The 26,437-nt window shown below is 45.8% G+C and carries 25 protein-coding genes; 6 read left to right on the top strand and 19 right to left on the bottom strand.

Features of this window, described 5'->3' with window-relative positions:
- The first annotated feature begins 102 nt into the window (after positions 1-102).
- Entirely contained in the window at positions 103-1,644 is a 1,542-nt protein-coding gene (locus ACYVEA_RS27915) for a glycosyltransferase family 39 protein (RefSeq protein WP_461116709.1), read from the top strand.
- Between the two features lie 7 nt (positions 1,645-1,651).
- On the opposite strand, the gene ACYVEA_RS27910 is transcribed toward ACYVEA_RS27915, so the two are convergent.
- Positions 1,652-2,398 carry an ABC transporter ATP-binding protein gene (locus ACYVEA_RS27910; RefSeq protein ID WP_461116708.1) on the bottom strand — a complete coding sequence of 249 codons (747 nt, stop codon included), beginning with the start codon at positions 2,396-2,398 and terminating at the stop codon, positions 1,652-1,654.
- Between the two features lie 67 nt (positions 2,399-2,465).
- A complete protein-coding gene (locus ACYVEA_RS27905) occupies positions 2,466-3,197 on the bottom strand; it encodes an MlaE family ABC transporter permease (protein ID WP_461116707.1) in 732 nt (243 codons plus the stop codon).
- 161 nt (positions 3,198-3,358) lie between these two features.
- Here ACYVEA_RS27905 and ACYVEA_RS27900 point away from each other — a divergent pair, with 161 nt between their 5' ends.
- Together ACYVEA_RS27900 and ACYVEA_RS27895 are read left to right on the top strand one after the other, a co-directional pair.
- On the top strand, positions 3,359-4,033 hold the full coding sequence (locus tag ACYVEA_RS27900; protein ID WP_461116706.1) for an SDR family oxidoreductase: 675 nt from the start codon (positions 3,359-3,361) through the stop codon (positions 4,031-4,033).
- Positions 4,034-4,160: 127 nt separating this feature from the next.
- Positions 4,161-5,075: an ROK family protein gene (locus tag ACYVEA_RS27895; protein WP_461116705.1), complete on the top strand. Its 915-nt coding sequence runs from the start codon at positions 4,161-4,163 to the stop codon at positions 5,073-5,075.
- Between the two features lie 37 nt (positions 5,076-5,112).
- Here ACYVEA_RS27895 and murB read toward each other — a convergent pair whose 3' ends face one another.
- Positions 5,113-6,138: a UDP-N-acetylmuramate dehydrogenase gene (gene murB / locus ACYVEA_RS27890; protein WP_461116811.1), complete on the bottom strand. Its 1,026-nt coding sequence runs from the start codon at positions 6,136-6,138 to the stop codon at positions 5,113-5,115.
- Positions 6,139-6,383: 245 nt separating this feature from the next.
- Between murB and ACYVEA_RS27885 the strand changes: the two genes are divergently transcribed.
- Together ACYVEA_RS27885 and gmd are read left to right on the top strand one after the other, a co-directional pair.
- Positions 6,384-6,839 (top strand): SPOR domain-containing protein, encoded by a 456-nt coding sequence (locus ACYVEA_RS27885; RefSeq protein ID WP_461116704.1) that lies wholly within the window; start codon positions 6,384-6,386, stop codon positions 6,837-6,839.
- 81 nt (positions 6,840-6,920) lie between these two features.
- Entirely contained in the window at positions 6,921-8,033 is a 1,113-nt protein-coding gene (gmd, locus tag ACYVEA_RS27880) for a GDP-mannose 4,6-dehydratase (RefSeq protein ID WP_461116703.1), read from the top strand.
- A 120-nt stretch (positions 8,034-8,153) separates the two neighbouring features.
- Here the strand turns inward: gmd and ACYVEA_RS27875 are convergent, their stop codons facing one another.
- The 12 genes from ACYVEA_RS27875 to nadA all read right to left on the bottom strand — a co-directional run bounded on the left by ACYVEA_RS27875 (position 8,154) and on the right by nadA (position 21,710).
- Positions 8,154-9,674, bottom strand: coding sequence for a Do family serine endopeptidase (locus ACYVEA_RS27875; RefSeq protein WP_093825423.1), 1,521 nt, complete (start codon positions 9,672-9,674; stop codon positions 8,154-8,156).
- Between the two features lie 434 nt (positions 9,675-10,108).
- Complete coding sequence (gene rnc, locus ACYVEA_RS27870) at positions 10,109-10,870, bottom strand: ribonuclease III (protein WP_461116702.1); 762 nt, start codon at positions 10,868-10,870, stop codon at positions 10,109-10,111.
- Between the two features lie 3 nt (positions 10,871-10,873).
- Positions 10,874-12,124, bottom strand: a complete 1,251-nt coding sequence (fabF, locus tag ACYVEA_RS27865; protein WP_461116701.1) for a beta-ketoacyl-ACP synthase II — start codon at positions 12,122-12,124, stop codon at positions 10,874-10,876.
- Positions 12,125-12,278: 154 nt separating this feature from the next.
- On the bottom strand, positions 12,279-12,518 hold the full coding sequence (locus ACYVEA_RS27860; protein WP_018617787.1) for an acyl carrier protein: 240 nt from the start codon (positions 12,516-12,518) through the stop codon (positions 12,279-12,281).
- A 272-nt stretch (positions 12,519-12,790) separates the two neighbouring features.
- Positions 12,791-13,639 (bottom strand): TIGR01459 family HAD-type hydrolase, encoded by an 849-nt coding sequence (locus ACYVEA_RS27855; protein ID WP_461116700.1) that lies wholly within the window; start codon positions 13,637-13,639, stop codon positions 12,791-12,793.
- A 75-nt stretch (positions 13,640-13,714) separates the two neighbouring features.
- Complete coding sequence (locus ACYVEA_RS27850) at positions 13,715-14,371, bottom strand: SCO family protein (protein WP_461116699.1); 657 nt, start codon at positions 14,369-14,371, stop codon at positions 13,715-13,717.
- A complete protein-coding gene (locus ACYVEA_RS27845; protein WP_461116698.1) occupies positions 14,349-14,984 on the bottom strand; it encodes a toxin-antitoxin system YwqK family antitoxin in 636 nt (211 codons plus the stop codon). The genes ACYVEA_RS27850 and ACYVEA_RS27845 overlap by 23 nt, the downstream gene beginning before the upstream one ends.
- Positions 14,896-15,720, bottom strand: a complete 825-nt coding sequence (locus ACYVEA_RS27840) for a YHYH protein (RefSeq protein ID WP_461116697.1) — start codon at positions 15,718-15,720, stop codon at positions 14,896-14,898. The genes ACYVEA_RS27845 and ACYVEA_RS27840 overlap by 89 nt, the downstream gene beginning before the upstream one ends.
- Before the next feature lie 638 nt (positions 15,721-16,358).
- A complete protein-coding gene (locus ACYVEA_RS27835) occupies positions 16,359-17,399 on the bottom strand; it encodes an aminoglycoside phosphotransferase/kinase family protein (RefSeq protein ID WP_461116696.1) in 1,041 nt (346 codons plus the stop codon).
- A 124-nt stretch (positions 17,400-17,523) separates the two neighbouring features.
- Positions 17,524-18,897 (bottom strand): glutamine synthetase family protein, encoded by a 1,374-nt coding sequence (locus ACYVEA_RS27830; RefSeq protein WP_461116695.1) that lies wholly within the window; start codon positions 18,895-18,897, stop codon positions 17,524-17,526.
- 171 nt (positions 18,898-19,068) lie between these two features.
- Positions 19,069-20,655 (bottom strand): L-aspartate oxidase, encoded by a 1,587-nt coding sequence (gene nadB, locus ACYVEA_RS27825; protein ID WP_461116694.1) that lies wholly within the window; start codon positions 20,653-20,655, stop codon positions 19,069-19,071.
- Positions 20,656-20,720: 65 nt separating this feature from the next.
- Positions 20,721-21,710: a quinolinate synthase NadA gene (gene nadA / locus ACYVEA_RS27820; protein WP_461116693.1), complete on the bottom strand. Its 990-nt coding sequence runs from the start codon at positions 21,708-21,710 to the stop codon at positions 20,721-20,723.
- Positions 21,711-21,939: 229 nt separating this feature from the next.
- Here nadA and ACYVEA_RS27815 point away from each other — a divergent pair, with 229 nt between their 5' ends.
- Positions 21,940-22,980 carry a 2Fe-2S iron-sulfur cluster-binding protein gene (locus ACYVEA_RS27815; RefSeq protein ID WP_461116692.1) on the top strand — a complete coding sequence of 347 codons (1,041 nt, stop codon included), beginning with the start codon at positions 21,940-21,942 and terminating at the stop codon, positions 22,978-22,980.
- A 28-nt stretch (positions 22,981-23,008) separates the two neighbouring features.
- Here ACYVEA_RS27815 and udk read toward each other — a convergent pair whose 3' ends face one another.
- The 4 genes from udk to atpD form a co-directional block, all read right to left on the bottom strand.
- Complete coding sequence (gene udk, locus ACYVEA_RS27810; protein WP_461116691.1) at positions 23,009-23,626, bottom strand: uridine kinase; 618 nt, start codon at positions 23,624-23,626, stop codon at positions 23,009-23,011.
- Positions 23,627-23,733: 107 nt separating this feature from the next.
- Positions 23,734-23,979: an ATP synthase F1 subunit epsilon gene (gene atpC / locus ACYVEA_RS27805; protein ID WP_093825441.1), complete on the bottom strand. Its 246-nt coding sequence runs from the start codon at positions 23,977-23,979 to the stop codon at positions 23,734-23,736.
- Between the two features lie 80 nt (positions 23,980-24,059).
- Positions 24,060-24,746 carry a hypothetical protein gene (locus ACYVEA_RS27800; RefSeq protein WP_461116690.1) on the bottom strand — a complete coding sequence of 229 codons (687 nt, stop codon included), beginning with the start codon at positions 24,744-24,746 and terminating at the stop codon, positions 24,060-24,062.
- A 122-nt stretch (positions 24,747-24,868) separates the two neighbouring features.
- The gene (gene atpD / locus ACYVEA_RS27795) at positions 24,869-26,395 is read right to left on the bottom strand and encodes a F0F1 ATP synthase subunit beta (protein ID WP_461116689.1); all 1,527 of its coding nucleotides are present in this window, start codon (positions 26,393-26,395) and stop codon (positions 24,869-24,871) included.
- Positions 26,396-26,437: the final 42 nt, after the last annotated feature.

Genomic DNA, 26,437 nt, shown 5'->3' with positions numbered 1-26,437 from the left:
GTGCTATAGTAACGTTAGCTCAATAAACATCGTCTGGTGCGTTTGTTTTGATCTATATTTGTCCTGTAGGCTTTAAGCACCAGGTTACATATCCACCTATCTATGTTGAAACTTTTCCGTCGCTTTTATCAGCAGATTAGTCAACGTACTTATTTACTTCTATGGCTTGTTGTTGGACTGCTAGGACTCGTTACAATCTACATTCGGGTTAAAATAATTTTCTTAGTTAATCCCGATATTGGCGGTATTGAGAGTAATGTTATTTTCAGCGTCTTACGCATGATGGCCGGGTATCCGCTCTACCAGAACCCGGAACAGGCCCCCTATGCTATCACTCAATACAGCCCAATCTATTATTACCTGACAGCGGGTCTGTCCCGGCTGTTGGGCTTCACATCCGATGATGTGTATGAGGTATATAGTGCCGGGCGATGTTTGGCGCTGTTGGCCAATGGATTTTATGCCTGGGGGCTCTGGAAGTTAGCCCGGCGTATACAATTACCAGCCTCAGTTGCCGCACTGGTAGCCATTCTTGCTTTTTTACTATTGCCTCCTCAGTCCTACGGCCGACCAGATAGTCTGTACAATGTATTCGTTATATGGACAATCTGGGCATTAGTTCGGTGGAATGCGTCCACGACAACAAAAAAGTTGACTAGTGACATGGTCCTGACGGCTCTGCTAGCAGCTTTGGGCCTTTTTTCCAAGCAATCAGCTATTTGTTTAGCAATAATCGTGAGTGGTTATCTCTTGTTTTTTAGTGGTAAGCCCAGGAAGGCTTACCCATTTTTGGGATTTTTTCTGTTGTTCGTAGGGGTTTTATACGTTAGCTTTTTTCGGGAAGCACCAGATTTAATATATGCTAACGTTATTCGGGGAGTGAGTAACGGCATCGACTTCGTTAACTTCAGATATAACTTAGTTGACCATTATTTACGTCCTTTTTCCTGGTTAGTTGTGCCAGGGGTTGCTATCAGTATTCGCTACTTGCTATTTGAAAAAGGCCCTCGACAGCTCATTGGTTTAGCTACATTTGGTCTGTTTCTGTTTGCATTGGTTACCGGCTTAAAATGGGGGTCGGCGCTGAATTATTTCACGGAGTTTACGGGCCTGTCCTGTATCCTGGTGGCTGATGCCCTCTGGCAGTTACGTACGCTTCGTTCCGATTGGGCGAATGTAGGCCGTTTGGGCTTATTGATGATCGTTGCACTAGTAGTGCCCGTTAATGCCATGAACTTTAACTGGGAGCGAGTTCTTAGCAAACCTATCGACCTAACCCCGTATAAAGAGGAGCAAGCTGTTGCTCAATACGTTGCAACTGAAATGAAGAAATACCCTGGTTGCCTGATCTATAGTACCCAGTATAACAGCAGCTACCTCAATGCTTTTTTATTCCGGCATTGTATTGTGCCTCAGCAGGATATGATTATTGGGTCGGCTTATGAGCTTCGGACGTACGATTATACCGATTTGGAGCAAGCGGCCAAAGATGGGCGAATTAAGTTTTTGATCGCACGTAACGGAGAAACGGAAGCGCCCTTATCACCACCCATCCATTTAGCGAATTATCATCCTGTTAAATCGCTAAATGGCTATGTAATTTATAAATTCAATGCCTCGAATAACCAATTATCCGCGAAATAGACAGAAGCTATTTCTGCATCTCCCGAATTAATTTATTCGCATTAATGAACTCGTTCAGTTCAGTGACACCCGAGTGGGTCAAGGTCGCACTTGTACCTTCCCAAAGTTTATTACCCTGATAGAGGAACATAATTTTCTCGCCAATTTCCATCATCGAGTTCATGTCGTGCGTTATAACAACGGTTGTGATCTGATATTCGTCGGTGATTTCTGAAATTAGCTGATCAATTTTGATTGAGGTCAGCGGATCAAGCCCAGAGTTCGGTTCGTCGCAAAACAAGTATTTGGGATTCAGGACAATAGCTCGTGCAATACCAACTCGTTTTTTCATGCCGCCACTAATTTCAGAGGGCATGCGGTCGCCTGCATTTTCCAGGCCAACTCGTCGTAAGCACTCCTGCGCCCGGTCTATTTTTTCACTTTCCAGTTGCTCTGTAAGCATATCGAGCGGAAAACGAACGTTTTCCAGCACGGTCTTGGAGTCGAAAAGGGCCGATCCCTGAAACAAGACGCCCATTTCTCGCCGAATGGTTTTCTGTTCATTCAGATCCGTAGTCAAAAAATCGCGCCCATCGTACAGTACTTCGCCTGAATCAGGTTTGATTAACCCAATCATGCATTTCAACAGCACACTTTTCCCCGTACCGCTTCCACCAATAATCAGACTTGTATCACCCGGTTTAAACGAGCCATCGATACCCGCCAGAACCTGCCGATCACCAAATGTTTTAGCTATATTTTTTATTTCAATCATAGTCAATGACTGAAAGGATGAACGAGAGAATGAAGTTGTGGCAGTCTTTCACTCGTTCACCCTTTCGCTACGTGAGTAATAACTGCGTCAGAATAAAGTCGGCAGCGACAATGGCAACGCAACTATTGGTAACGGCTGCCGTTGATGCGGCCCCGACTTCCAGCGCTCCGCCCTGAACGTTGTAACCCCGATAGGCCGAAATTGTCGAAATCAGGAAGGCAAACACCACCGTTTTGATAAGCGCAAACGAAACGCCAAATGGCTTGTAATCAACCCGTAATCCGGATACGTATTCTTCTGGCGAGATAACCCCGGCTAGTGTTCCTGCCAGATAACCACCCAGGATGGAGAGGAAACCGGCCATAATAACCAGCAAGGGAAACATGAGTACCGACGCAATAACCTTTGGCAACACCAGGTAGGAGCTTGAATTGATACCCATTACCTCAAGCGCATCGATTTGTTCGGTAATGCGCATGGTGCCTAACTCACTGGCAATGTTGGACCCCACTTTACCGGCCAGCACAATACACGAGAGCGTAGGCGCTAATTCCAGAATAGAGCTATCCCGTACAATAAGCGCGATAATGTTCTTGGGTACAAAGGGGTTGGTAAGGTTGTAGGCCGTTTGTACGCAGGTAACAGCGCCAATGAATGTATTAACAAGGGCAACGATGAAGATAGATCCGACTCCGATGGACGTACATTCGTTTAGAATAAGCCCCAGATAGACACGTAGTTTCTCCCGATTGCGGAAGAGAGTGCCCAAAAAAATAAAGTAACTGCCTAATCGTGACATAAAATGGGTAGTGGAACGAACCGATGGCTGTCCGCAAAATCGGTATTATCTATTCGGGAGAACCCCCATAAAGATAGAATGGTTTCTAACGTAACTTGCGCCGTAGGCTAATCCGTATCGAAGTTGAAATTGATACTGATTAACATAGAATAACTTTTCAAATGAATCCACTGATTATCGTAACAGGTGGCTCCAAAGGTATTGGTCGTGCCATTGCAGACCGGTTTGTATCTGAAGGATTCGACGCTGTTGTCTGTGCCCGCTCCATTGATGGCGTAGTTGGGCCAGGTCTCTTGCCGGTTGCCGCCGACCTCTCCACGCGCGACGGCGTTAATGTATTGCTTACTTACATTCACTCACTCAATCGACCTGTCGACGTATTGGTCAACAATACGGGTACGTTTCAGCCAGGCCAGATTCACAACGAGGCAGAGGGCGTATTCGAGCAATTGATTGATACCAACGTGGCCAGCGCGTATCATCTGACGCGTGGTTTGGTGGGTGACATGATGACCCGCAGACAGGGGCATATTTTTATGATGTGTTCTACCGCCAGCATTACGGCTTATACAAATGGTGGCTCTTATTGTATCTCTAAGTTTGCTTTATTAGGTATGAGCCGGGTACTACGTGAGGAACTGAAACCGCATGGTATAAAAGTAACGGCTATATTACCCGGTGCTACACTTACCGCCAGTTGGGAAGGTACCGACTTGCCTGAGGAGCGTTTCATGAAGCCAGAAGACGTAGCAGATAGTGCCTGGGCGGCTTATTCGCTCTCAAAAAGTGCCGTTGTAGAAGAAATGCTTATCCGTCCGCAACTGGGTGATATTTAGGTTTGTTCGCAGGCAATCAGGCAGGCTAAGGAGATGGCGGCCCGTAATGACTTTTTTGTATCTTGCGGCCGACTTCATTTGGCCTAAAGCTGATAACTTTTCACTGTATAACTTATTACTAATACGAATGGCTTCCGTTGAGTATTTGGGTATCGACGTCGGCGGTACGAACGTCAAAATGGGTATTGTCGATGCCAATACCGGTAAAATTTCCAATTTCTATAGCCACGATACGCTTAGCTGGCGGGAGTCGGGGCACTTTGTCGAGCGTTTCGGCGATGCCGTGGCGCTCCAATTGTTGAGTAATAAAGACGTAAAACAGGTTGGTATTGGCTTGCCAGGCATGCTTAATCGGGAACGGACGGTTCCGCTCGAAATCACGGCTATTCCTGAAATCAACCACGTACCGATGGTGGATTTGTTGAGTAAGCGATTCCCGGGTACTCAGTTTTTTCTGGCTAACGATGCCAACGCAGCAGCTTTGGGCGAATATTACTTTGCTGAAGAAAAAATTACGGAAAATTATATTTTCATTACGCTTGGCACCGGTGTGGGTGGCGCTGCCATTATTAACAAGAAAATCTTTACGGGTGGCGATGGGAATGCAATGGAACCCGGTCATATACCCTCACGCAATGGGCGCGTACTGGAGCGAAACATCGGAAAAAAAGAACTTCTGGAGCTAGCCAATAAGCGCCGGAGCGAATACAAAAGTGAAACGCAATTACCCAATGACGGCGAAATCTCGACAACGGGCCTGGTAGCCGCAGCGGCCGTGGGAGACGAATTAGCTATGCAAATCTGGACTGAAGTAGGTGAGATGCTGGGCGAAGGTTTAGCTGCGCTCATCAAGGTTTTAGATATTAAGCAAGTACTGATTGGCGGTGGTTTATCGGCGTCCTTCGATTATATCCTGCCAGCGGTTAACAAAACACTCGATTATTGGCTCAATGACTATTACAAAAATGGCTTGAGCATTAAAAGAGCTACTTTAGGCAACGATGCTGGATTACTCGGAGCTGCCTCACTTTGCTTTGAATAAATAGGAATGGTCGGAACGGTTCTGGTAGTTCCGACCATCATACCACATTTACCTCGGGTGAAATTGCTACTCCAAATTTGGTTAGTACAGATTTTTCTACTTTTCCTGCGAGGGACAAAATTTCATTACCTGTAGCATTGCCGTAGTTAACCAACACCAATGCCTGCTTGGCATGAACGCCCGCATCGCCAAGACGATACCCCTTCCAGCCAGCCTGCTCGATAAGCCAACCCGCAGGTACTTTTACGGCGTTATCATCGATTGGGTACCCGGGCAGAGTTGGAAACTGATCTTTTAGTGCGTCAAACTGACTTTTTGGAATTTCCGGGTTTTTGAAAAAGCTGCCCGCGTTGCCAATTTGAGCTGGATCTGGGAGCTTGCTTCGTCTGATACGTATCACGGCCTCACTAATAGCCTTAATACTTAAATTTTCTTCAGCTATTCCCATCTCAGTCAGGGTTTCCTGAATGGCTCCGTAACGCGTATGAAACGTTGGGCGTTTATCCAGTTGAAATGTGACGCTTGTAATGATATATTGGTTCTTCAACTCATGCTTGAAAATGCTTTCTCGATAGCCAAATTTACAATCAGCATGGGTAAAGGTTCGTTTTTCACCCGTTGAAACATGAATAGCCATGAGTGATTCGAATACCTGTTCCAGTTCAACCCCATAAGCGCCAATGTTTTGCATAGGTGCCGCCCCAACGGTACCCGGGATGAGGGCGAGGTTTTCTACTCCCGCATAGTTCTTCTTCACGCAAAATTGGACAAACTCGTGCCAGTTGACCCCTGCTCCAGCCACAACATATATATGGTCATCATTTTCCCGAGCTATAGTAATACCCGGAAGGCTTATTTTAACCACCAGCCCGTCGAAGTTATGGCAAAGCAACACATTGCTGCCTCCTCCAAGAATTAATTTAGGCGTATCAACAAAGTCGGTTAGGTGAAGTAAAGTGGTAAGGTCCTCTTCGTGGCTAATGTCGACCCAATACCGTGCCGTGGCGTCAATTCCGAATGTATTATACGGCTTGAGCGACACGTTACTTTCTATATTCAGCATGTATTTGTGTTGTAAATGCTCAAAATTAACCAAAATCCTGGATGGGTTTGTACGTGTGGCTACCCACCTGGCTTATCACAATGACAAATTGGCTATTTTTGCGTCTAATTTTAAAAATGATTATGCGTTGTGAGGCTTTTATCTTGGGGCTGTTAATTATGAGCGGGTGTGCCAGCAATCGCCCAGTGGCTTCATCAAGTCGGACAGTAGTTGATTATAACAGCTATAATGAAGATTTGTCTTCAATGCGGCCTGTGTATGGAGTTGTATCGACCAACGTACCGGCTACAAATCGACCAAGTGCGCCTGTAAATAAACCGGCTACTACGCCACGCCCATCTGAGACTCGTAAACCAACGGCGCAGGTTGAGGCCTTACACATTAATAGACGTCTTGATTTGGTGCTTGATACTATTGCCACCCAAAATCGTTCCATTCGCTATGCGCCAGGCTATCGCATCCAGGTTTATGTTGGAAGCCAACGTCAGGAAGTTGATGCGGCAAAATTGATGATTTATCAAAATTTTCCTGAACTAAGTCCTTATCTGAGTTATAATCAACCAACGTATAAACTGAAGGTTGGTGACTTCATGCGACGCATGGATGCCGAACGATATTATGCATCTATCCGCCGATTGATTACATCGGCGCAGTTACAAGCCGACAAAGTAGACGTCCGGAGAAGCCTCTTGATAAAATAAATTATAAAATTTGGCCAACAGAAGGTACCTTTAATGCGTTTTGTGCAATTTTAGGCGTTGGCTTTGACCTGTTAACATACTATGAAAAAAGCGTTAATTACCGGAATTACCGGACAGGATGGGGCCTATCTGGCCGAGTTACTATTGGAAAAGGGATATGAAGTTCACGGCATTAAACGCCGGAGTTCGCTCTTCAATACACAACGTATTGACCATATGTATGAAGACCCGCACGAAAAAAATGTGCACTTCAAGCTTCATTACGGCGATCTGTCTGATTCAACCAATATTATCCGTATTATTCAGGAAATTCAGCCCGACGAAATATATAACCTTGGGGCTATGTCGCACGTACGGGTTAGTTTTGACGAACCAGAATATACGGCTCAAGTTGATGGAATTGGAACTCTTCGTATTCTGGAGGCTGTGCGGTTGCTGGGTCTGACTGAAAAAACGCGTATTTATCAGGCATCAACCTCGGAGCTTTATGGGGGTGTTCAGGGGCACGCGCAATCCGAGACGACGCCTTTTTACCCGCGTTCGCCTTATGCCGTTGCTAAACTTTATGGCTACTGGATTACAGTCAACTATCGCGAAGCTTACAATATGTATGCCTGCAATGGGATTCTGTTCAACCATGAGTCACCACTACGTGGCGAAACATTCGTTACGCGCAAAATTACCCGCGCTGTAGCCCGGATTGGACTGGGTTTACAGGACAAAGTGTATTTGGGAAATCTAGATTCGTTGCGCGATTGGGGCCATGCCAAAGATTACGTCGAAGCCATGTACCTGATCCTACAACAGGAAAAGCCCGAAGATTTTGTTATTGCTACGGGTGTAACAACGAGCGTTCGGGATTTTGTTAAAATGTCATTCGCTGAGATCGGCGTCGAATTGGCATTCTCTGGCGAAGGTATTTCAGAAGTCGGTACGGTTGTCAGTTCATCAAACCCTGAGTTTCCGGTTAAGGTCGGTACTGTAGTCGTTAGTGTTGATCCCCGGTATTTCCGTCCGACAGAAGTAGACTTACTACTTGGCGATCCAACTAAAGCGATGGCAAAGTTGAACTGGAAACCAAAATATGACTTACCTGCTCTTGTGAAAGATATGATGACGGCTGATATTAAACTCTTTCAGCGTGATCAGCTATTGGCAAACAGCGGGCATCAGGTACTAAATTATTTTGAGTAAAAGCAGTTCTGAAATCTTTAGGCACGGTCGGGTTTTCGTACTCGACCGTTTTTATATGCAAAAAAAGCGCCGGGCTTAAGACCCGACGCTTTCATTAATAAAATAGCAATTTTAACGTACTTAAACAGGCACTGCGTAGTAATACATCCGCGAGCTGTTAGGATACATGCCAATCAGCATTAAGCCTTCACCTTCTTTTACCGACGACATAATCGCCTGCAAATCCTTCGTTGTTTTAACGTTTTTGCCGTTCGCCTTCACGATGATAAAGCCTTCTTCAACATCTGTTTCAGCTAGCTTACCACCCGTGATCTTCTTCACTCGAACACCACCACCAATACCTAGCTGTTTAGCGTCCTGAGCAGAAAGCTCTTCGAAGCTTGCTCCAAGGCTACTCAATGAAGCACTTGCTTCTACAACATCTGTCTTTTTGATAATATCCCGTCCGCCGTTGCGATTACGTAGTTCGACCTTAAAGTCACGTTCCGTACCATCCCGGTTAACTGTTACTGTAACTGCATCACCCGGACGACGACGGCCAATAATTTCACGCATCTGAGCATCTGAATCAAGAACCTGGCCTTCCATTTTTACAATAACATCACCTTTTTTCAGACCAGCAGCTTCAGCAGCACCTTTTTCAACAACGTTTTCTACGTAAATACCACGGCCCACTTTAGCACCTTTTTCTTTGGCTACAGTGCTGTTCAACTCGATTGGCAAAATGCCTATATACCCGCGTTGTACGTTACCATATTTAAGAAGGTCCGCCGATACTTTTTTGACAAGTGATACAGGTACTGCGAAACCATAGCCACTATAATAACCCGTTGCGGAAGCAATTGCCGAGTTAATACCGACTAATTCACCGCGTAGATTTACTAGCGCACCACCTGAATTACCTGGGTTAATAGCTGCATCTGTTTGTATGAAAGCTTCGACAGGAGAATCTGGCTTAGCGTCAGTTTTGCTTATGTTCTGATCAAGAATACCAATCCGACGACCCTTGGCGCTAACGATACCGGCTGTAACCGTTGATTCCAGATCAAGCGGGTAACCAACGGCCAATACCCATTCGCCCAGTTTCAGTGCATCAGAGTCGCCAAGTGTAATAAAAGGCAGGTTATTCGCATCGACTTTGATAACGGCTAAGTCCGTAAGTGGATCCGTGCCGATTACTTTAGCCTTGAAACTACGTTTGTCAGTCATGATGACTTCTACTTCATCGGCATCCTGAACAACGTGGTTATTCGTGATAATATAACCGTCTTTGCTGATAATTACGCCCGAGCCAGAGGCCTGACCCTGTTGACGACGGGGTTGTCGTTGACCACCGCCAAACTCATCGCCGAAAAACTCCCGAAAAATATCAGGCATTTGCTGCTGACGAACCGTACGGGTCATTGTCGTGCGAATATGAACAACCATTGGCGTTACGGCTTCTGCTGCCGTAGAAAAATCGCCTGGCATACCATTAGGCCCACCCGGCATTGATGCCAGACGTCCCGTAATCGTCGGGGTTGGTGACGACTCGTTAAAAATTACATCCCTATTGTTGAAGCCCAACAGGTTGTAAGCAGCCAGCGTTATTGCACTCGACAGAAGTGCCATCAACGCCAATAATTTCCAGTTGCTTTTCATAGTTAAATGGGAAAATCTAATTGCTTTCTTTTTGTGTTAATACTGCTTATTTCGTCTGTTTGTATAACGGAAAGCAGCTTCTAAAAATCCGGCTCGTGTGCGTCCTTAACAAAATTTAACAAGCCTTTGTTAGATCGCTTCCTAAGTTGAAAATACTAGTAAAACGACCGTCTAGCCGCAATCTATGTAAGCTATTTTCAATTTTTATACCAACGGTATGAATCACCTCAATAACGGCATTTTGGCAGTATAAACAAATAAAATCGGGCGACTTATGTCAGAATGGCGCTTAGAAGGGCTACTGAATTATTAAAACGAAAATATGACACAATTTACTTAGTTGAAGTGCCAGGTTTGCGTCAAGAGAGGCCAACCAGTACATTTACCGGTATAAATTGGTGAAGAGAGGTGGCAAAGTGTGTGAAAGCGGTCTACTACTTGTTGTCGAGTAGTTCAATAGCCTTCTCGGCAGCTGCTTGTTCAGCTTTTTTCTTACTGTAACCACTGCCCGTAGCAAAGGGCTCGTTACCAACTATGACCTGTGCTATAAACTCACGGAAGTGGCTATTACCCTTTTCTGATACGATTTCAAAACGGATCTCCTTGCCTTCACGTTGTGCCCATTCAATCAAACGGCTTTTGAAATTACCGTTGTTCTGTACGACCGATTCAATATCGTAATGCGCTAATAAATCTTTTAGAATAAATCGACGGGAGAAACGAAACCCTTTATCCAGATACACAGCACCCACCAGCGCTTCGAGCGCATCGCCATACATAGACGTACGAGCGGGTAAGCTACGTGTCCGGCTTCCGTCGTACTCAATTAGTTGATCGAGGCCAATCTTTCGGGCAATACCATTCAAGGTTTCCCGGTTTACGATTCGAGAGCGAATTTCTGTTAAGAATCCCTCGTCTTTGTAAGGATACTTTTTGAAGAGGAACTCGGCAATGACCATACCTAACACGGCGTCGCCTAAATACTCCAGCCGTTCGTTTGATTCCCGAAACCCCTCAATAGCTGTTGCCTTAGATGCTGACGTGTGGCGTAGTGCAAGTTGATACAAACCTAAATTAGAGGGTCGTGCTCCAATTATATGAGCGATTGAACGACGTAGGCTCTTATGCGAACCAGAATTGCCGGTTCGGAACCAACTAAAGGGATTATATAAACTACGGGGCAGAGCGAGTTGCACGACTCAGCTAAGTTTACGAAAAATGACTATGGCGTTATGACCTCCAAATCCAAATGCATTACTCATCACGGTTGTTATAGAGCGTGTCTGAGCCGTGTTGAATGTTAAATTAAAGCGAGGGTCAATTTCGTCGTCGTCCGTGAAATGATTAATTGTTGGCGGTACTAGTTGATTTTCGAGCGCTTTAATACAGGCGATTGCTTCAACGGCACCAGCCGCTCCCAGCAAGTGACCCGTCATTGATTTGGTCGAGCTAATATTCAGCTTAAATGAATGCTCGCCAAATAATTGATGGATGGCCTTTAATTCCTGCGGGTCACCAATCGGTGTTGATGTGCCGTGGGTATTGATGTAATCGATGTCAGTAGGGGCAATGCCTGCGTCATTCAGCGCGTCTTGCATAGCCAAAAACGCACCTAAACCATCAGGGTGGGGGGCTGTTATGTGATAGGCATCAGACGACATGCCTCCGCCAATTAATTCAGCGTATATTTTTGCACCCCTAGATTGAGCATGTTCATATTCTTCAAGGATGAGTGATCCCGCTCCTTCGCCCAGCACAAAGCCATCACGGTCTTTATCGTAAGGGCGAGAAGCTGTTTCTGGCGAAGCATTACGTTCCGACAAGGCACGGTTAGCATTAAATCCACCAATGCCTGCCCGTGTAACGGCTGCTTCTGAGCCTCCCACAACGCACATGTTCAAACGACCCAGGCGTATATAATTCAGCGCGTCAATAATTGCATTATTTGTCGACGCGCAGGCTGAAACTGTTACGTAGTTGGTACCGCGGAAACCATAGCGCATGGAAATCTGTCCAGAGGCACTGTCGGCAATCATTCGAACAATAAAGAATGGATTGATACGGGGTGTGCCGTCACCTTTGGCGTAATCGATCATCTCGTCCTCAAACGATTTTAGACCGCCAATACCTGAGCCCCAAATGACGCCGACTTTATTTTTGTCGATTGTGTCGAGGTTTAGGTTCGCGTCCTTAATGGCTTCGTCGGTGGCGATGAGCGCGTAATGCGTAAACGCGTCCATCTTACGGGCTTCCTGCCTTGGAATAAACTGAGTAACCTCAACCCCTTTTAATTCGCAGGCAAACTGTGTACGAAACTTGCTGGCGTCGAACTTCGTAATGGGACCGGCCCCGCTTACACCGGCGGCCAAGTTGTTCCAATAAGTGGGTACATCATTGCCGATGGGTGTCAACGCACCGAGGCCGGTCACTACTACTCGTTTGAATGTCATACAGTTTGACTGCGTAATGAAAAATAGAAAAACAACGCCGAGCCTAAAATTGTTGGCGCTGATTTCTACGTACTTGATGGCTCTCTAATTGTGATAAGCTTTGGGCGACTTTCAGCAGCTAGCTTACCACCGGACTTTACTGTTCCGTAAGGGCTTACTTTCCGATGTGTTTCTCCAGATACTCGATAGCCAGACCAACCGTAGAGATTTTTTCGGCTTCATCGTCAGGAATAGGGAGGTTGAATTCTTTTTCGAATTCCATGATTAACTCAACCGTGTCGAGTGAATCAGCACCCAAATCGTTCGTGAAGCTTGCTTCCGGAGTCACTTCTGACTCTTCAACACCTAATTTCTCAACAATGATATTCTTAACTTTTTGTGCAATGTCCGACATTATAGTAGTCCGTTGGAGTTAAAAAACTGCGCAAAGAAACGTATTTACCTTTGTATTATCAAACAATTTTTTAGAGTATAAATCATCTGGACTGGATATTGAATTCTAATTAAAATTCAGATAGTCAATTAGTTATATTGGTGTAGTGGGCGTCCGATGGCTGTATTCAGAAACTGAAAGAGAATCGTTAAGACGTAGAATTTGATTGTATTATACGCTAAAGATGAACTTCGTTGCATCATTAATCAATTGTGATCTACTACTAAATGTAGCTAACGAATCACAACTGATTTGCAAATATAAGTAGGAATAATGCCCGTACTTCTGATTAGAACTTCTGCATCTTGTGGTTGGGTGTTACCGGTTAATACCAGCACGGTGTCCAGGCCAAATTTATTGCCGCCTAAAATGTCGGTTTTTAACGTATCACCCACCATCAAAATATCTTGTTTACTCACGTGGGATGCATTCTCCAATCGCTCGTAAGCAAACATAAAAAGCTGAGCATCAGGCTTGCCAAAGCGAATAAATTGCTTGCCAACAATGGTTTCAATCATTTTCGCAACACCCCCTATAGCAATCGCGATCCGGCTTTTGGAGACAGGATAAGTGGCGTCAGTATTAGCTACAATCACTGGAATGTTACGCTTACGTAAAAGATTAACCGTTTTGTTGAGGTCGGTATTCCAGTCGAAACCTTCATCGTCGAGCAAAACTAAGGCGTTAATATCCGCTACATCCTTAAGGTCTACCTGACTGATCGGTAGCGTTTTCAGGCCACTTGTTTCTAGATAATGAGCTGATTTCTCGGTGCCCAGGTAAGCTACCGTGCCACTACGTACTTTGAGATCTAAATATTCCCGGGCCAACATGCCTGAGGAAATAATCCTTTCGGGTGGAATTGCCCGTAAGCCTTGTCGGTAATATGATTCAGCTAATTCGTGAGGTCCGCGCGATGCGTCATTCGTCAGCACATAAAAATCTTTTCCGTTTTCTCGAAGCCAGTCAAATGTATGTTCAATACCCGGCAATAAACCCTCCGAATTTTTTAAAACACCAAACGCATCGAAAAAAATGACTTTGTAATCAGACGCTACGGTTTTGAACTCGGCAAGTTGCATAAAAAAGAAAAAGTAGTATAACCTATGGATATAGGTAGATTATATGTAAAAATACGATCCAAGCCGAATTTTCAACTACTTTTCACGAAGTAAGATCCGAATATCGTTAATAAGCTGTTGCATTTCAAGTTCAAGAGTTCCGTTATATATGCCACGGATGCGCTTTTGTTGATCGATGAGTAAGAAATGCTCCGTGTGTAGAAATTCAGTGCTGTCTTTGCTGAACCCCAGTTCCTCTTCCGCAAAATAAGATTGCCGGGCTAATTGATAAATAGCGGATTTATCTCCGGTTAACAAATGCCAGTTTTTAGATCGGATACTGTTCGTTTGACTGTAAGCTTTCAGCCGAGCTATACTATCAATCCAGGGTGTAACGCTATAGGAAAGTAAGAGCAGATTAGTGTTGTTCGGGAATGCCTTTTCAACCAGCTTCATATGTCTGGTCATACGGGGGCATATTGCTCCGCAGGAAGTGAAGAAAAAATCAGCTACGTGTACTTTTCCCTCAATATCCTTCTGACTAATGAGTGCGCCGTCCTGATCTTTGAACGAAAAATTACGGATGGTATGGGGAACCTTCGAGGGCAGTTCACTTTTATTTTCAATAAAAATGGGTGTGAAATTGGGGGTGTTATAATAAGGTAAATACTGCTGGCTGGGTTCTTTCTGACAGCCTATCGAAAGAAGAGCAATAGTCAGTAAACTACTTTTAAAAGATATTGTCTGAAACATTTTTGCAGTTTTTAGTGCCCAGTAACCCGTAGCGCCTATCGTCTTTAATAATATAGTTCATTTTTATTTTCCCCGTTGTGTACCAACTCTGCTGAATACCAGACTCCTGTCCTTTTTCATAATTCATATTCCGAAAGAGTTTGCCGTTTGGAAACCATTCTTTATAGCTACCCTCAAACATGTCGTTGTGGAAATGGTACTCAAACATGGCCTTTCCATTCTCATACCAGCCTCGATGGGTGCCTTCTTTCCAGCCATTCACAAAAAAACGCTCTTCACGAAGTCGTTTTTTAGGGTAAAAAAATGTTGCTCTACCGTTTTCTTTTCCCTCTACGAAAGGTATGATGAAAACAGTATCGCCTTGCACATCGATCGAAAAGAGGCTTCCCAAAATGGGTCTGTCCTGAATGTAATTAATGCCTTCCTGGGTTTGAATCTGAGTGTGGCTGGCATCAATGTAGTTAAGCGATTCGGCTGGTTGCTGGCAAGCACTACACATGCCTGCCAGCAACCAAAGTAACAACTTACTTAGACCAGGTCCCTGCTGTGCCATAATAGCCATTTCCGTTGATGTAAGGCGCGTCTGCTGTGGTATGATAATGATATATTCCATTTGGATAATCGGCGGTTGCGCTCGTATGGCCGTGGTAAGCATCCAGATCGTTACTGACCAGTGTTTTTCCATTTTCGACTGATCCATATAATGGGAAGCCATCTAGCAAAAAGCCTATCAAACTACTGCTTCCTTTAGTAGCCGTCAGATAGTTCGGTTCAATGTGATAGTGGTATTCGCTGAAAGGGGTAGGATGACCACCATACAGATCAAAGGAAACATATTCGCCAGCGCCCGGCGTCAGTAACTGGTTCTCCATCTGATACTGATTGAATAACGGTACGCCGTTGATAGCAACTCCAATGGTAGCAGCTGATAACGCCTTATGCGTAGCTGCCACCGCCGGGCTCTTTGGAATTTTAAAGGTATAGCTAAACGAAGAAATGGTGTTTGTGTTTGCCTTGAAACCAGAACGAGTATCAGCTACATAAAGGGTTGACTCCCACTGAGTGCCTTTATAATAAGGTGTTTTGTGATCGGGCAGTCCCGTTGATTTGACAACGATATAATCCCCTTCCACATAAATCTGGGAGGCCCCATAAATTTTTTTGAATACATCAGGCACACCTGTTCCAACAGACGCGGTCGTGCTGGTTGTTGCTGTCGAACTGGTTGTGCCCGTAGTTGTACCTGTTGTAGGCGATACGTTATTGTCACTTTTATTACAGGCGACAATTGTTAAGCACAAGGCTAAAGTTAAGCCGCTAAACGCAGTAATAGTTTGTAATCTATTCATGGCAAGATTAATGTTAATGGGATTTGACTCCTCACCCGAATGAAATCTATAAATGCTTAAAAATGAGATTATGACGAGGAATGTGCTCAAAAGTATTGCTTGTGAACCCACACTTTGGCTAAAAATGAGAGAGAAAGAATCTTTGATCGGCGTACTGTCCATACCAGTTGTTGTGGACGTATGATCAGAAAACCGATGGTTGGGCCCGCTCCATAGACCGCATGGTTCACTATTGGCTGGGTAGAGCTGCATGGCAGCAACAAACAACGTAGTCAAGTCGGTCGTTACAGCCTGAGTTGCTAACGTAGTTTTATTAATAGCCTGCTAGCTGAACTCCAGGAGTAAAGCAAGGGAAGTTATCGTTAGTCACACAGCCCACGGTGATATGTATGCTGCTGGAAATTATTTGGCATCGCCCTTGAACGTACCTGCCGACCCAAAAAATCACTGTAAATATCTCCTGTGTAGTCTCTCTTGCGTCTTCGCGGCTGCAAGCGTAGCCTAAGGCCACACTGAACGCCTGATTTTTAGAAAGCTCATACAATTTTGGTATGGTACTTCCGTCACTTTCCCGGATCTCTTCTAGTAAAAATAGCCGCGCTTTTGGCGGCTCATGCTCGATCTAGCCGCCGACTAATCTATATATCCAGTGCTTTCAGAATAACTCTTATATCAAATTTTTCAATCGATGGAAAGTATATCTCGTAGGCTTCGCGTTGAAGTTTGGTAGCATACGTTCGGTGGAAAAAATACCGGCCGTATTTTATAACGTAGTTGAGAATGAAAAAACGATAGGCCTCGGGGAGGAAGCGAATTTCGTTTTCGGTTAGTGGAAAAATCTTGTGGTACTCTTTCAAAAATAATAGAAATCGATCTTCCATTAATGGACCAATCACGTAACTAAATACGGTACGGTCACCGGCGTTGGAGACGACCCTACTGAAAAAATAGAAATCCATGACCCGATAACTGATTCGAAACCAGTCATAGTCCCAGCGAGAATAGAGTTCGAGATTTTGAGTGACAGAGAAATTGCCGATGTTCCAATCGACAAAAACAGGCATTGTTTCTACCGTGCCAGCCACGAGTTTCTGGCGGTTCGCCAAGAATAACTCACACTGCCGCTTCAACTCTTCTATGTGTAACCTATGCTCAAACTGGCCAACCTCCGTGTCGAGCAGGTCGAGCAAATCCCAAATGTCCGAACGTAACGTTTTACTGGATTTAGGTAAGACGGTACTAACGCGGGAACAGGCTTTGTGAAATTTGGCTATCTGTCTTCCCAGCATCTGGATATGATGCTCTTCTAATCGACGGGGGAGTTTTAATTGAATACGAATTGGGTTGTAAAACACTACCCAGGCATCAACAAACCCGTCCCGGTGACGATACGTGTAAACCTGCCCATTGCGTACCAACGATTTTGCCAGTACGTTCTCAAAGGGATAGAGAAGGTTGTTCGCTAGCGCGTGTATAACCTGATGATCTTCCAGAAACTGCTCATATTTACCGAAATAAGACAGTTTGGCAATAATATGTTCGCCGTCCTCAAACGTAACTTTAAAGACATGGTTGGTTGAAACCCGCGCGCTGATGTCTTCAATTGTTTGAATCTGCACGGACGCATCAAACTCCGCCCAGGCTTTTTTTATTATAGTAGGGTAATCGACTAAACGCATGATCGGTATTCGGTTTGGGTATTCGGTATGTTGAGATTCGGTTGACTGATGTCACAATAATGTCATGCCGCTTCACCAGGGCTGCCAACCAACCGGATCTCAAATACTGAATACCTAAAACCAGTCATATAATTTCAAAATATCGTTTCAATTCCCAATCGCTGACTTGGCGTAGATACTGACGCCATTCCCAATCTCGGGTGCGCGTAAAATGGTCAACAAACTCAGCGCCAAACAGTTCAGCTGCTATTGGTGAATTGGCCATCAAGCGCGTTGCCTCATCCAGATTTGTTGGTAAAATGCCATTTCGCTTATCCGTATAACCATTCCCCTCAGAAGCGGGTATATCGAGCGTTAGCTGGTGCCGAATGCCATATAAACCTGAAGCCAGCGAAGCTGCCAGCGCTAGATACGGATTGGTATCAGCTCCCGACACACGGTGTTCAACACGCGTGTAAGCTTCCTTGTGGTTCAATACCCGAAGTGCCGTTGTCCGATTATCTACCGACCAGGTTATGGTTGTTGGAGCCCAGGCGCCTTCGATCAGGCGTTTATAGCTGTTAATGGTTGGTGCAAACATGGGGGTAATATGTGGCAGGCAATACAGTTGTCCAGCTATGAACTGCCGCATCAATTTACTCATGTGGTTGGGTTGAGCAGCGTCGTAAAACAGGTTTTCGGTCTGTTCCAGATTCCACAGACTTTGGTGAATGTGTCCACTACATCCTGGCAGATCGGCGTTCCATTTGGCCATAAACGTAGCAACCGCGCCGTGTCGGTAGGCAATTTCTTTAACGGCAGTTTTGAACAAAGCAGCTTTGTCAGCTGCGCGAACAACCTCGTCGTGCATGATAGCGGCTTCGTAAACACCCGGTCCGGTTTCGGTATGAAGCCCTTCCAACGGTATATCGAATTGACCTAACAAATCAAACAAATCGTGGTAAAACGCACTTTCGAGTGAAGGACGAAGGATCGAGTAACCGAACATGCCCGGCGTCAGCGGTTCTAGTTGCTGAAAGTTTTTCTGCTGTAACGTCTGTGGCGTTTCGCGGAAATTAAACCACTCGAACTCCTGAGCAAATTCGGCATGAAAGCCCATTTCCTGGCATTGGGTGGCAACCCGTTTGAGCAGACTACGCGGACAGGCAGCTAAGCCATAGCTGATGGGCTTATCATGTAGATCATGGCTAAAGTCAGCCAGAAAAAACGGGATATTGTCTTCCCAGGGAAGCTGCCGAAAGGTGGACACGTCGATACGTATCGGAGCATCCGGATACCCGGAATGCCAGCCCGTAGTTTTCCCGTTATCATAGGGCATGTCCGACGAATCCCATCCCCAAACGACATCGCAGAAGCCAAAGCCATCGGTCAGGCCGTCCAGAAATTTCTGTCGGTGAATGATTTTACCGCGTAGAACCCCGTCGATATCGGTAAACGCATATTTTATTTTAGGACTATCGCTTTGGTTGATGAAGTCGATAATGTCTTGCTGGTTCATGATAGTCAGCTTATTCTTCGAAACTTTATCCAAAAACCAGGTCTTGCTTTTATTAGCTTTCGCTATTACTAGAAAGCTGAATTTTGGCGGGTAAAGCTACTTATTCCTGCGCTATCATCATTATATTGATAAGACTGGCTTGTAAACGTATTGAAAGTTTAATCCATTATACTACTTCATATTATCCAGGTTAAAATGTAAACCTGTGTTCTCTCGCCGAGCCATGGCCATCTTGATAACTAAGTAAGCAACTTCAATCATGTTACGTAGTTCGCAAATGGGGACCGATACTTTCGACTGGCGGTAAAGCTCTTCGTGCTCTAGGTAAATAAGTTCGAGTCGGTCCATGGCTCGTTTCAGGCGCCGATTTGAGCGCACAATGCCAACGTAGTTCGACATGATCGACTCTAATTCTTTCTTCATTTCGGTTACTAAAACCAGTTCCTCCGGATGAGTCGTACCCGCATCATTCCAGGCAGGGATATTCTCTGGCAAAGATGCCTGACCAAGCAGTTCAACAGTTTTCTCATAAGCCCGATGTCCAAATACTACAGCTTCGAGTAATGAGTTGGAAGCCAGTCGGTTGGCCCCATGTAGGCCTGTGCACGAGCACTCACCCACAGCATATAGAAACTGAATATTTGTTTGTCCCCATTCATTAACCCGAATGCCCCCGCATAAATAATGCTGTGCCGGCACAACTGGAATATAGTCTTTCCGAATGTCTAGTCCCAAATGGTCTCGGCAATAGGCAGTTATGTTTGGAAAATGCTCAATAAACTTTTCGTAGTCGCAGTGAGTCACGTCCAGGTAAACGTGGGGATCGCCGGCCTTTTTCATCTCCGAATCTATAGCGCGGGCCACAATATCGCGTGGAGCAAGCGATAGGCGAGGATCGTAGTTTTCCATGAATGTCTCGCCCTTTTTGGTACGTAGTATGCCGCCAAAACCACGTACTGCTTCTGAAATCAGAAAATTGGGTTTCTTGCCCGGTTCATAGAGCGCCGTTGGGTGAAACTGGATAAACTCCATATCCTTGCCAATACCTTTAGCGCGGTACGCCATCGCAATACCATCGCCCGTGGCAATGCTGGGATTCGTCGTGTTCTGGTAAATGTTGCCAATACCGCCCGTTGCCAGCAGTGTGGTTTTTGCCAAAAACTGCTCGACCTGCCCTGTTTTTGTATTCAGCACGTAAGCGCCAAAGCATTTATTGTCAGAGTCATAGCGGTGAACGGTTTCGCCGAGCTGGTGACGCGTAATGAGTTCTACAGCATAAAAATGGGTGAAAATTTCAATCGATTTCAGGGAGTTAGCCTTTTCCAGTAAGGCTCGCTCAATTTCAGCGCCCGTAATATCTTTGAAATGAAGAATCCGGTAGTCGGAGTGACCACCCTCTTTAGCAAGGTCATAATCGGTCCCGCCATGTTCTTTGTCGAAGCGGGTACCATAATTAATCAACTCCTGAATCCGACCGGGCGCTTCACGGACCACAATTTCAACAATGTGACGATCACTTAGGAAATCGCCCGCAATCATGGTGTCCTCGATATGTTTCTCAAACGAGTCATCTTCCGACCAGACAGCCGCGATGCCCCCCTGAGCGTATTTGGTGTTGGTTTCGTCGGCCTGCACCTTCGTAATGACACCGATACGTACCTCTTGCTGCAACTCTTCAAAGTGCATAGCCAACTTGGTGGCGTAACTCAGGCCCGCGATACCGGAGCCGATAACCAGAAAATCGAATTGATGGGGCATTGATTAGTTTGTTGAACAGAACGACTTGGTACTATCTCGCCAGTTCATGATTTTTTGATTTGTTATCACTTACTCAATTCCAGCATTCGCGCTACAGACTCATACGCCTTTACACGCACGTCTTCCGGTACAATGATCTCCGGTTGTTCGTACAGCATGGCGTTATAGACCTTCTCCATAGTGTTCATCTTCATATAGGGGCATTCCGAACAGGCGCAGGTATTGTTCTGGCTAGCCGGGGCCGGAATGATTTTCTTATGTGGAACCGCCTGCTTCATCTTATGCAGAATTCCTGCTTCCGTCCCCACAATAAACGTTTGTTCAGGGCTATCCACTACGTATTTGAGTAAAGCCGTTGTCGAACCAACATAATCAGCTTCACTCAGAATATGCTCTTGGCATTCGGGGTGAGCAATGAATTTGGCTTCGGGATATTGTACCCGCAACTTATGCAGTTTTTCGAGAGAAATGTCGATATGAACAATGCAGGCACCATCCCATAACACCATTTCCCGTCCCGTTTTTTTCGAGACGAAGCGCCCCAGATTGGCATCAGGTGCGAAGATTATTTTTTGGTCTTTTGGCAGGCTCTCAACAATTTTCAGGGCGTTTGACGACGTAACGATAATATCAGATAACGCCTTGATTTCGGCCGAGCAATTGATGTATGACAAAACAATATGATCAGGATATTGTGCCTTGAATGCCGCGAACTTATCGGCTGGGGCCGAGTCGGCGAGTGAACAACCCGCGTTGAGATCGGGAATAACTACTTTTTTCTCTGGTGATAACACTTTTGCCGTCTCGCCCATGAAATGCACTCCGCAGAATACAATCATATCGGCGGGTGTAGCAGCCGCCTGCTGGCTTAGACCAAGACTATCACCAATATAGTCGGCGATGTCCTGAATAGCGCCATCTACGTAGTAGTGAGCCAGAATAACAGCATTTTTTTCTTTCTTGAGCCGATTAATTTCGGCAACTAAATCTATGTCGTCGGCAACGGGTTTGTTGACGTAACCCACGCGCTGAACTTCTTCCAGGAGTGCTTCCATTAGTTAAGACTTGGTGTTTGTTAATGAAACAACGAATGACGGCAAAATGTCACTACGTTAGTTATATCGGCCAATGTAGTTGTTGAGGAAATCAACGCGCTGATTAGACGAATCCATTATATCGGCGAACCGGCGGGGCGAATCCACGCGGGGCGAATTTCAGGAAACCTTTCGGGCTTTCAAACAATAGCCCGTATTTGGTTAATTTAGAAATAAAGTAGATTTGGTCATGAGTGACGATTTTCTCCAGCTATGCATTGTTCGAATTGTCTCTGAGACTCCTGAGGCTAACAGCTATTTCCTTGAGCCTTTAGATGGGAAACCTGTCTCATATCGTGCAGGCCAGTTTTTAACGTTGATCTTAACCCATCATGGTCATGAGGTACGTCGATCGTATTCGCTTAGTTCTATGCCGGGTGAACCACTGCGATTGACAATCAAACGGCTTGAAAATGGAGAAATTTCGCGCTACCTGCTTGCTACACTACGTGTTGGCGATGTGTTAACAAGTCTATATCCTGCCGGACGGTTTACACTTGATGACAATCAACCTGGAGATCTGGTTTTCCTGGGCGCGGGAAGTGGCATAACTCCGCTTTTTTCTTTGTTAAAGCAGGTACTATTTACTGAATCAGACCGACGGGTTACGTTGCTCTATAGCAGTCCTGGTGAACGAGCTATTATTTTCCGGGAGGAATTAGAAACGCTGCACCATCAATTTCCGGACCGTTTTCGCCTTCTGTATTTACTGAGTAGTCCATCGGAGGATTGGCATGGCTTGCGCGGGCGTTTGAATAACGTAATGCTCGAACGACTGTTGCCCGATTTGGTTGGCACCTCTAACGGGCAAACACTCCATTTTTACGTTTGCGGACCGGGCGATTATATGCGAATGATTCAGTTTACACTCATTTTTAGCGGCTTTCGGCTGGAGCAGATTCGTCGTGAGAATTTCGTTGTGGAACAAGTCTTTCTAGCACCTCCGCCTGCCCTGGCACAAGACCGAACGGTGCTGCTACGTTTTCGCGGACATGAGGTTGAAATTCAGGTTCCGGCTTACAAATCTATTCTCCAGGCTGCTTTGGACGAAGGTATCGCGTTGCCCTATAGCTGTCGGGGCGGCCGTTGTTCAACCTGTGCCGCTCGCTGCACGGCTGGAAGCGTGCATATGACAATTAACGACGTACTGACGGAGCGTGATCTACGGGAAGGTTGGGTACTGACCTGCACCGGTTACCCAGAAAGTGATGGAGTCGTGATTGAAATTTAACGTAGTGTGAGCTTCCGCCCGCACTACATTATACCTTCGTTTTCAAAAACTCAATAACTACATTCAGACCTTTGTAATAGTGGTTATTGTTCGGAATGACGATGTCTGCTTCGGCGCGGTAGGGCTTTATAAATTGCCGATACGTGGGTTTGACATGATATTTCCAGCGATACATGACATCATCAAGGTCGTAGCCACGTTCCTCGGCATCCCGTTTTACGCGTCGTTCGAGTTTGATGCTGTTTTTGGCGTCGATGAAGATTTTTAAATCCATTTGGTCGGCCAGCTCGCGAAAGTGAAAAACAAATATGCCCTCAACAATGATAATTGGCGCCGGGTGAAACGTCAATAACTTGGGTACAATCGAGGGGTTGTTGAAGGTGTATTCCATCTGCGTAACCATCTCACCGTTACGTAGCTTGCCAATATGTTGCGCGTAGAGGTGATGATCAATTGTTTCCGGTAAATCGAAGTTATGGATGCCCTGATCATCCACGGGGATGACATCACGACTGAGGTAGTAATTGTCCTGCGAAATCAGGCAAATCTGATCTTCCGTAAACGCATTGAGTACGCCTTTCAAGAACGATGTTTTGCCGGACGCGCTGCCGCCTGTAATACCGACGATAAATGGTTTAGTAGTCATGTTGATGGCTGGGTAAGTAACAAAGAAAGCTGGAACGCATAAACCAGCCATAAAAAAAGCGGTCCACTTGTATAAAGTGAATCGCTTTTAGCAATAAGAGAGGTTGTTTAAACAATTACCGCTTCGGCAAGTACCAGCACTTTATTTTGCAGCACTTCCACAACGCCACCATCAACCGTAAACGTTTGTTGACCAGAGGTTGTCTGTACAATAATAGATCCACGGTCAAGGGTGCTCACTAACGGAGCGTGGTTGTTTAATACTTGAAACTGGCCTTCACTGCCTGGAAACGTAACGGCACTGGCTTCGCCAGAAAAGACCTTGCGGTCGGGAGTGATAATGTCTACGGTCATGTTATCTAATGATGAATGATGAGTGATAAATTATGAATGCCTGCTGTAAAAATCATTCATAATTTATCACTCATCATTTTTTACAAGGCTCCTTTAACTAAATTAAGTAGGCTACTAATTTCAGTTTTTGCTACTGGTTCAGCGGCTTTAGCTACTAACCCACCCTGATCTAATTTACTTACGCTTGCCAGCGCCTTCGAAATCAAAGATTTGCCCGTTGATTGCGTGCCGCCACCAAGGCTGGACAAAGCACTGCCAATCCCTGACAAACCGCTAGTTAGCTGACTGCCTTTACCCAACAATGAGCCTGCTGTTAGGAGGCCTTCAAGCTGATTGCCACCCGAAGCGAGTTTTGCCAGGCTAACGGCTTTCCCTAAAACACCACTCCCTAAAGCCCCCGTTGGAATGAGGGGAAGCAGCGCCTTAAGTTTGCTAGCCTGCGCCAGCAATTTGTCTTTAAACGACGTAGGTTTCTGCTGGGCAGCAGCTTCCAGCCCAGCAATACCTGTTTGTAATTCTTGCGTTGTAGTGGCCTTGTCTCCTTTGTTGAGCGCAGCCACCGCATTGTCTAAGTGAGCATCCGGCGAATCCGCGGCTTGCGTCGTTGCCGATACGCCCGGTGTGATAGCAGAGTCCTTAATCGCACCAATCACCGTTGGCTTGGCTACCGAAGTAGTTGCCGTTTGTGATGACGCATCTGTTGCCGTTGCCATCAAAAAACTAATTGACAAACAGGCCATTCCTACACTAAATCGGATCATTTTCATAAAAACGTAGTGTTATGTTCATGATGTAGCAGACTTGGGCGAGGAAGGTCCGTTTGTACCATAAACTATGGTTCACGGTATTTGTAGCGTTAACAGATAACCGTGAACCATAGCTAAAAATCTTATTGACCGGACTCTTTCAGCAACCGTTCGCCTTTGGCAACCGCATCTTCAATCGTACCGACAAGGTTGAATGCCGCTTCGGGTAGGTGATCGTACTTACCATCAATGATTTGGTTGAATCCTTTGATCGTATCTTCGATGGGAACCAGAACGCCTTTCAACCCGGTGAACTGTTCGGCCACAAAGAACGGCTGCGACAGGAAGCGTTGTACCCGACGGGCACGGCTTACGATCAGTTTGTCTTCTTCTGATAATTCTTCCAGGCCCAGGATGGCAATAATATCCTGCAATTCTTTGTAGCGCTGAAGAATTTCCTTCACGCGTTGAGCCGTGTTGTAGTGCTCGTCGCCCAGTACTTCGGCCGTTAGAATCCGCGAGGTAGAATCGAGTGGGTCAACCGCAGGGTAGATACCAAGCTCAGAGATTTTGCGGCTCAATACGGTCGTGGCATCTAAGTGAGCGAAAGTCGTAGCCGGAGCTGGGTCGGTCAAGTCATCGGCAGGTACATAAACGGCCTGTACCGACGTAATGGAACCCCGTTTGGTCGATGTAATACGTTCCTGCATGACACCCATTTCAGTAGCCAGCGTAGGCTGGTAACCTACCGCTGATGGCATACGGCCTAAAAGCGCCGATACCTCAGAACCTGCCTGCGTGAAACGGAAAATGTTGTCAACGAAGAACAGAATATCACGACCAGCCCCTTCGCCATCGCCATCGCGGAAATGTTCAGCAATGGTCAGACCCGACAGAGCTACCCGAGCGCGGGCTCCCGGTGGCTCGTTCATCTGACCGAATACGAACGTTGCCTGGCTTTGGGTCATTTCCGCCATATCTACTTTGGTTAGATCCCAGCCGCCTTCTTCCATTGAATGCTTGAACGCATCGCCATAACGGATAATACCCGCTTCGATCATTTCACGTAGCAGGTCATTTCCTTCACGGGTACGTTCCCCTACGCCAGCAAATACGGACAGACCCGCATAGGCTTTCGCAATGTTGTTGATTAATTCCTGAATCAATACGGTTTTACCTACACCAGCACCACCGAAGAGACCGATTTTACCGCCTTTCGCATAAGGCTCCAGCAGGTCAATAACTTTAATACCGGTAAACAGTACTTCCGTCGACGTAGCGAGATCTTCAAATTTAGGCGCAGCGCGGTGAATTGGTAAGCCAACACCCGTAGTCTTAGGCTGAGGGATACCGTCGATAGCGTCGCCGACGACGTTGAAAAGCCGGCCCCGGATGCCTTCGCCGGTGGGCATCGTGATCTGGTGGCCCAGGTCAACAACGTCTATACCCCGGTACAGTCCATCGGTAGAATCCATTGCGATAGTCCGAACGCGGTCTTCGCCAAGGTGTTGCTGAACTTCCAGAATCACCTGTTGCCCATTGGCTTTGGTTACTTTGAGAGCGTCCAGAATAGCGGGAATCCGCATATTTTCACCCTCGAAACTCACGTCCACAACTGGCCCGATTATTTGAGTAATCTTACCGGTATTGACTGCCTTTGCCGTAATCATTTGTATGTGGTGTTGCTTTATTGAAATGTTGCCCATTGTTTG

This window comes from Spirosoma jeollabukense, from assembly GCF_054777855.1.
The sequence above is the reverse complement of the archived record's forward strand: the minus strand, read 5'-3'. Positions and strand labels throughout refer to the sequence as shown.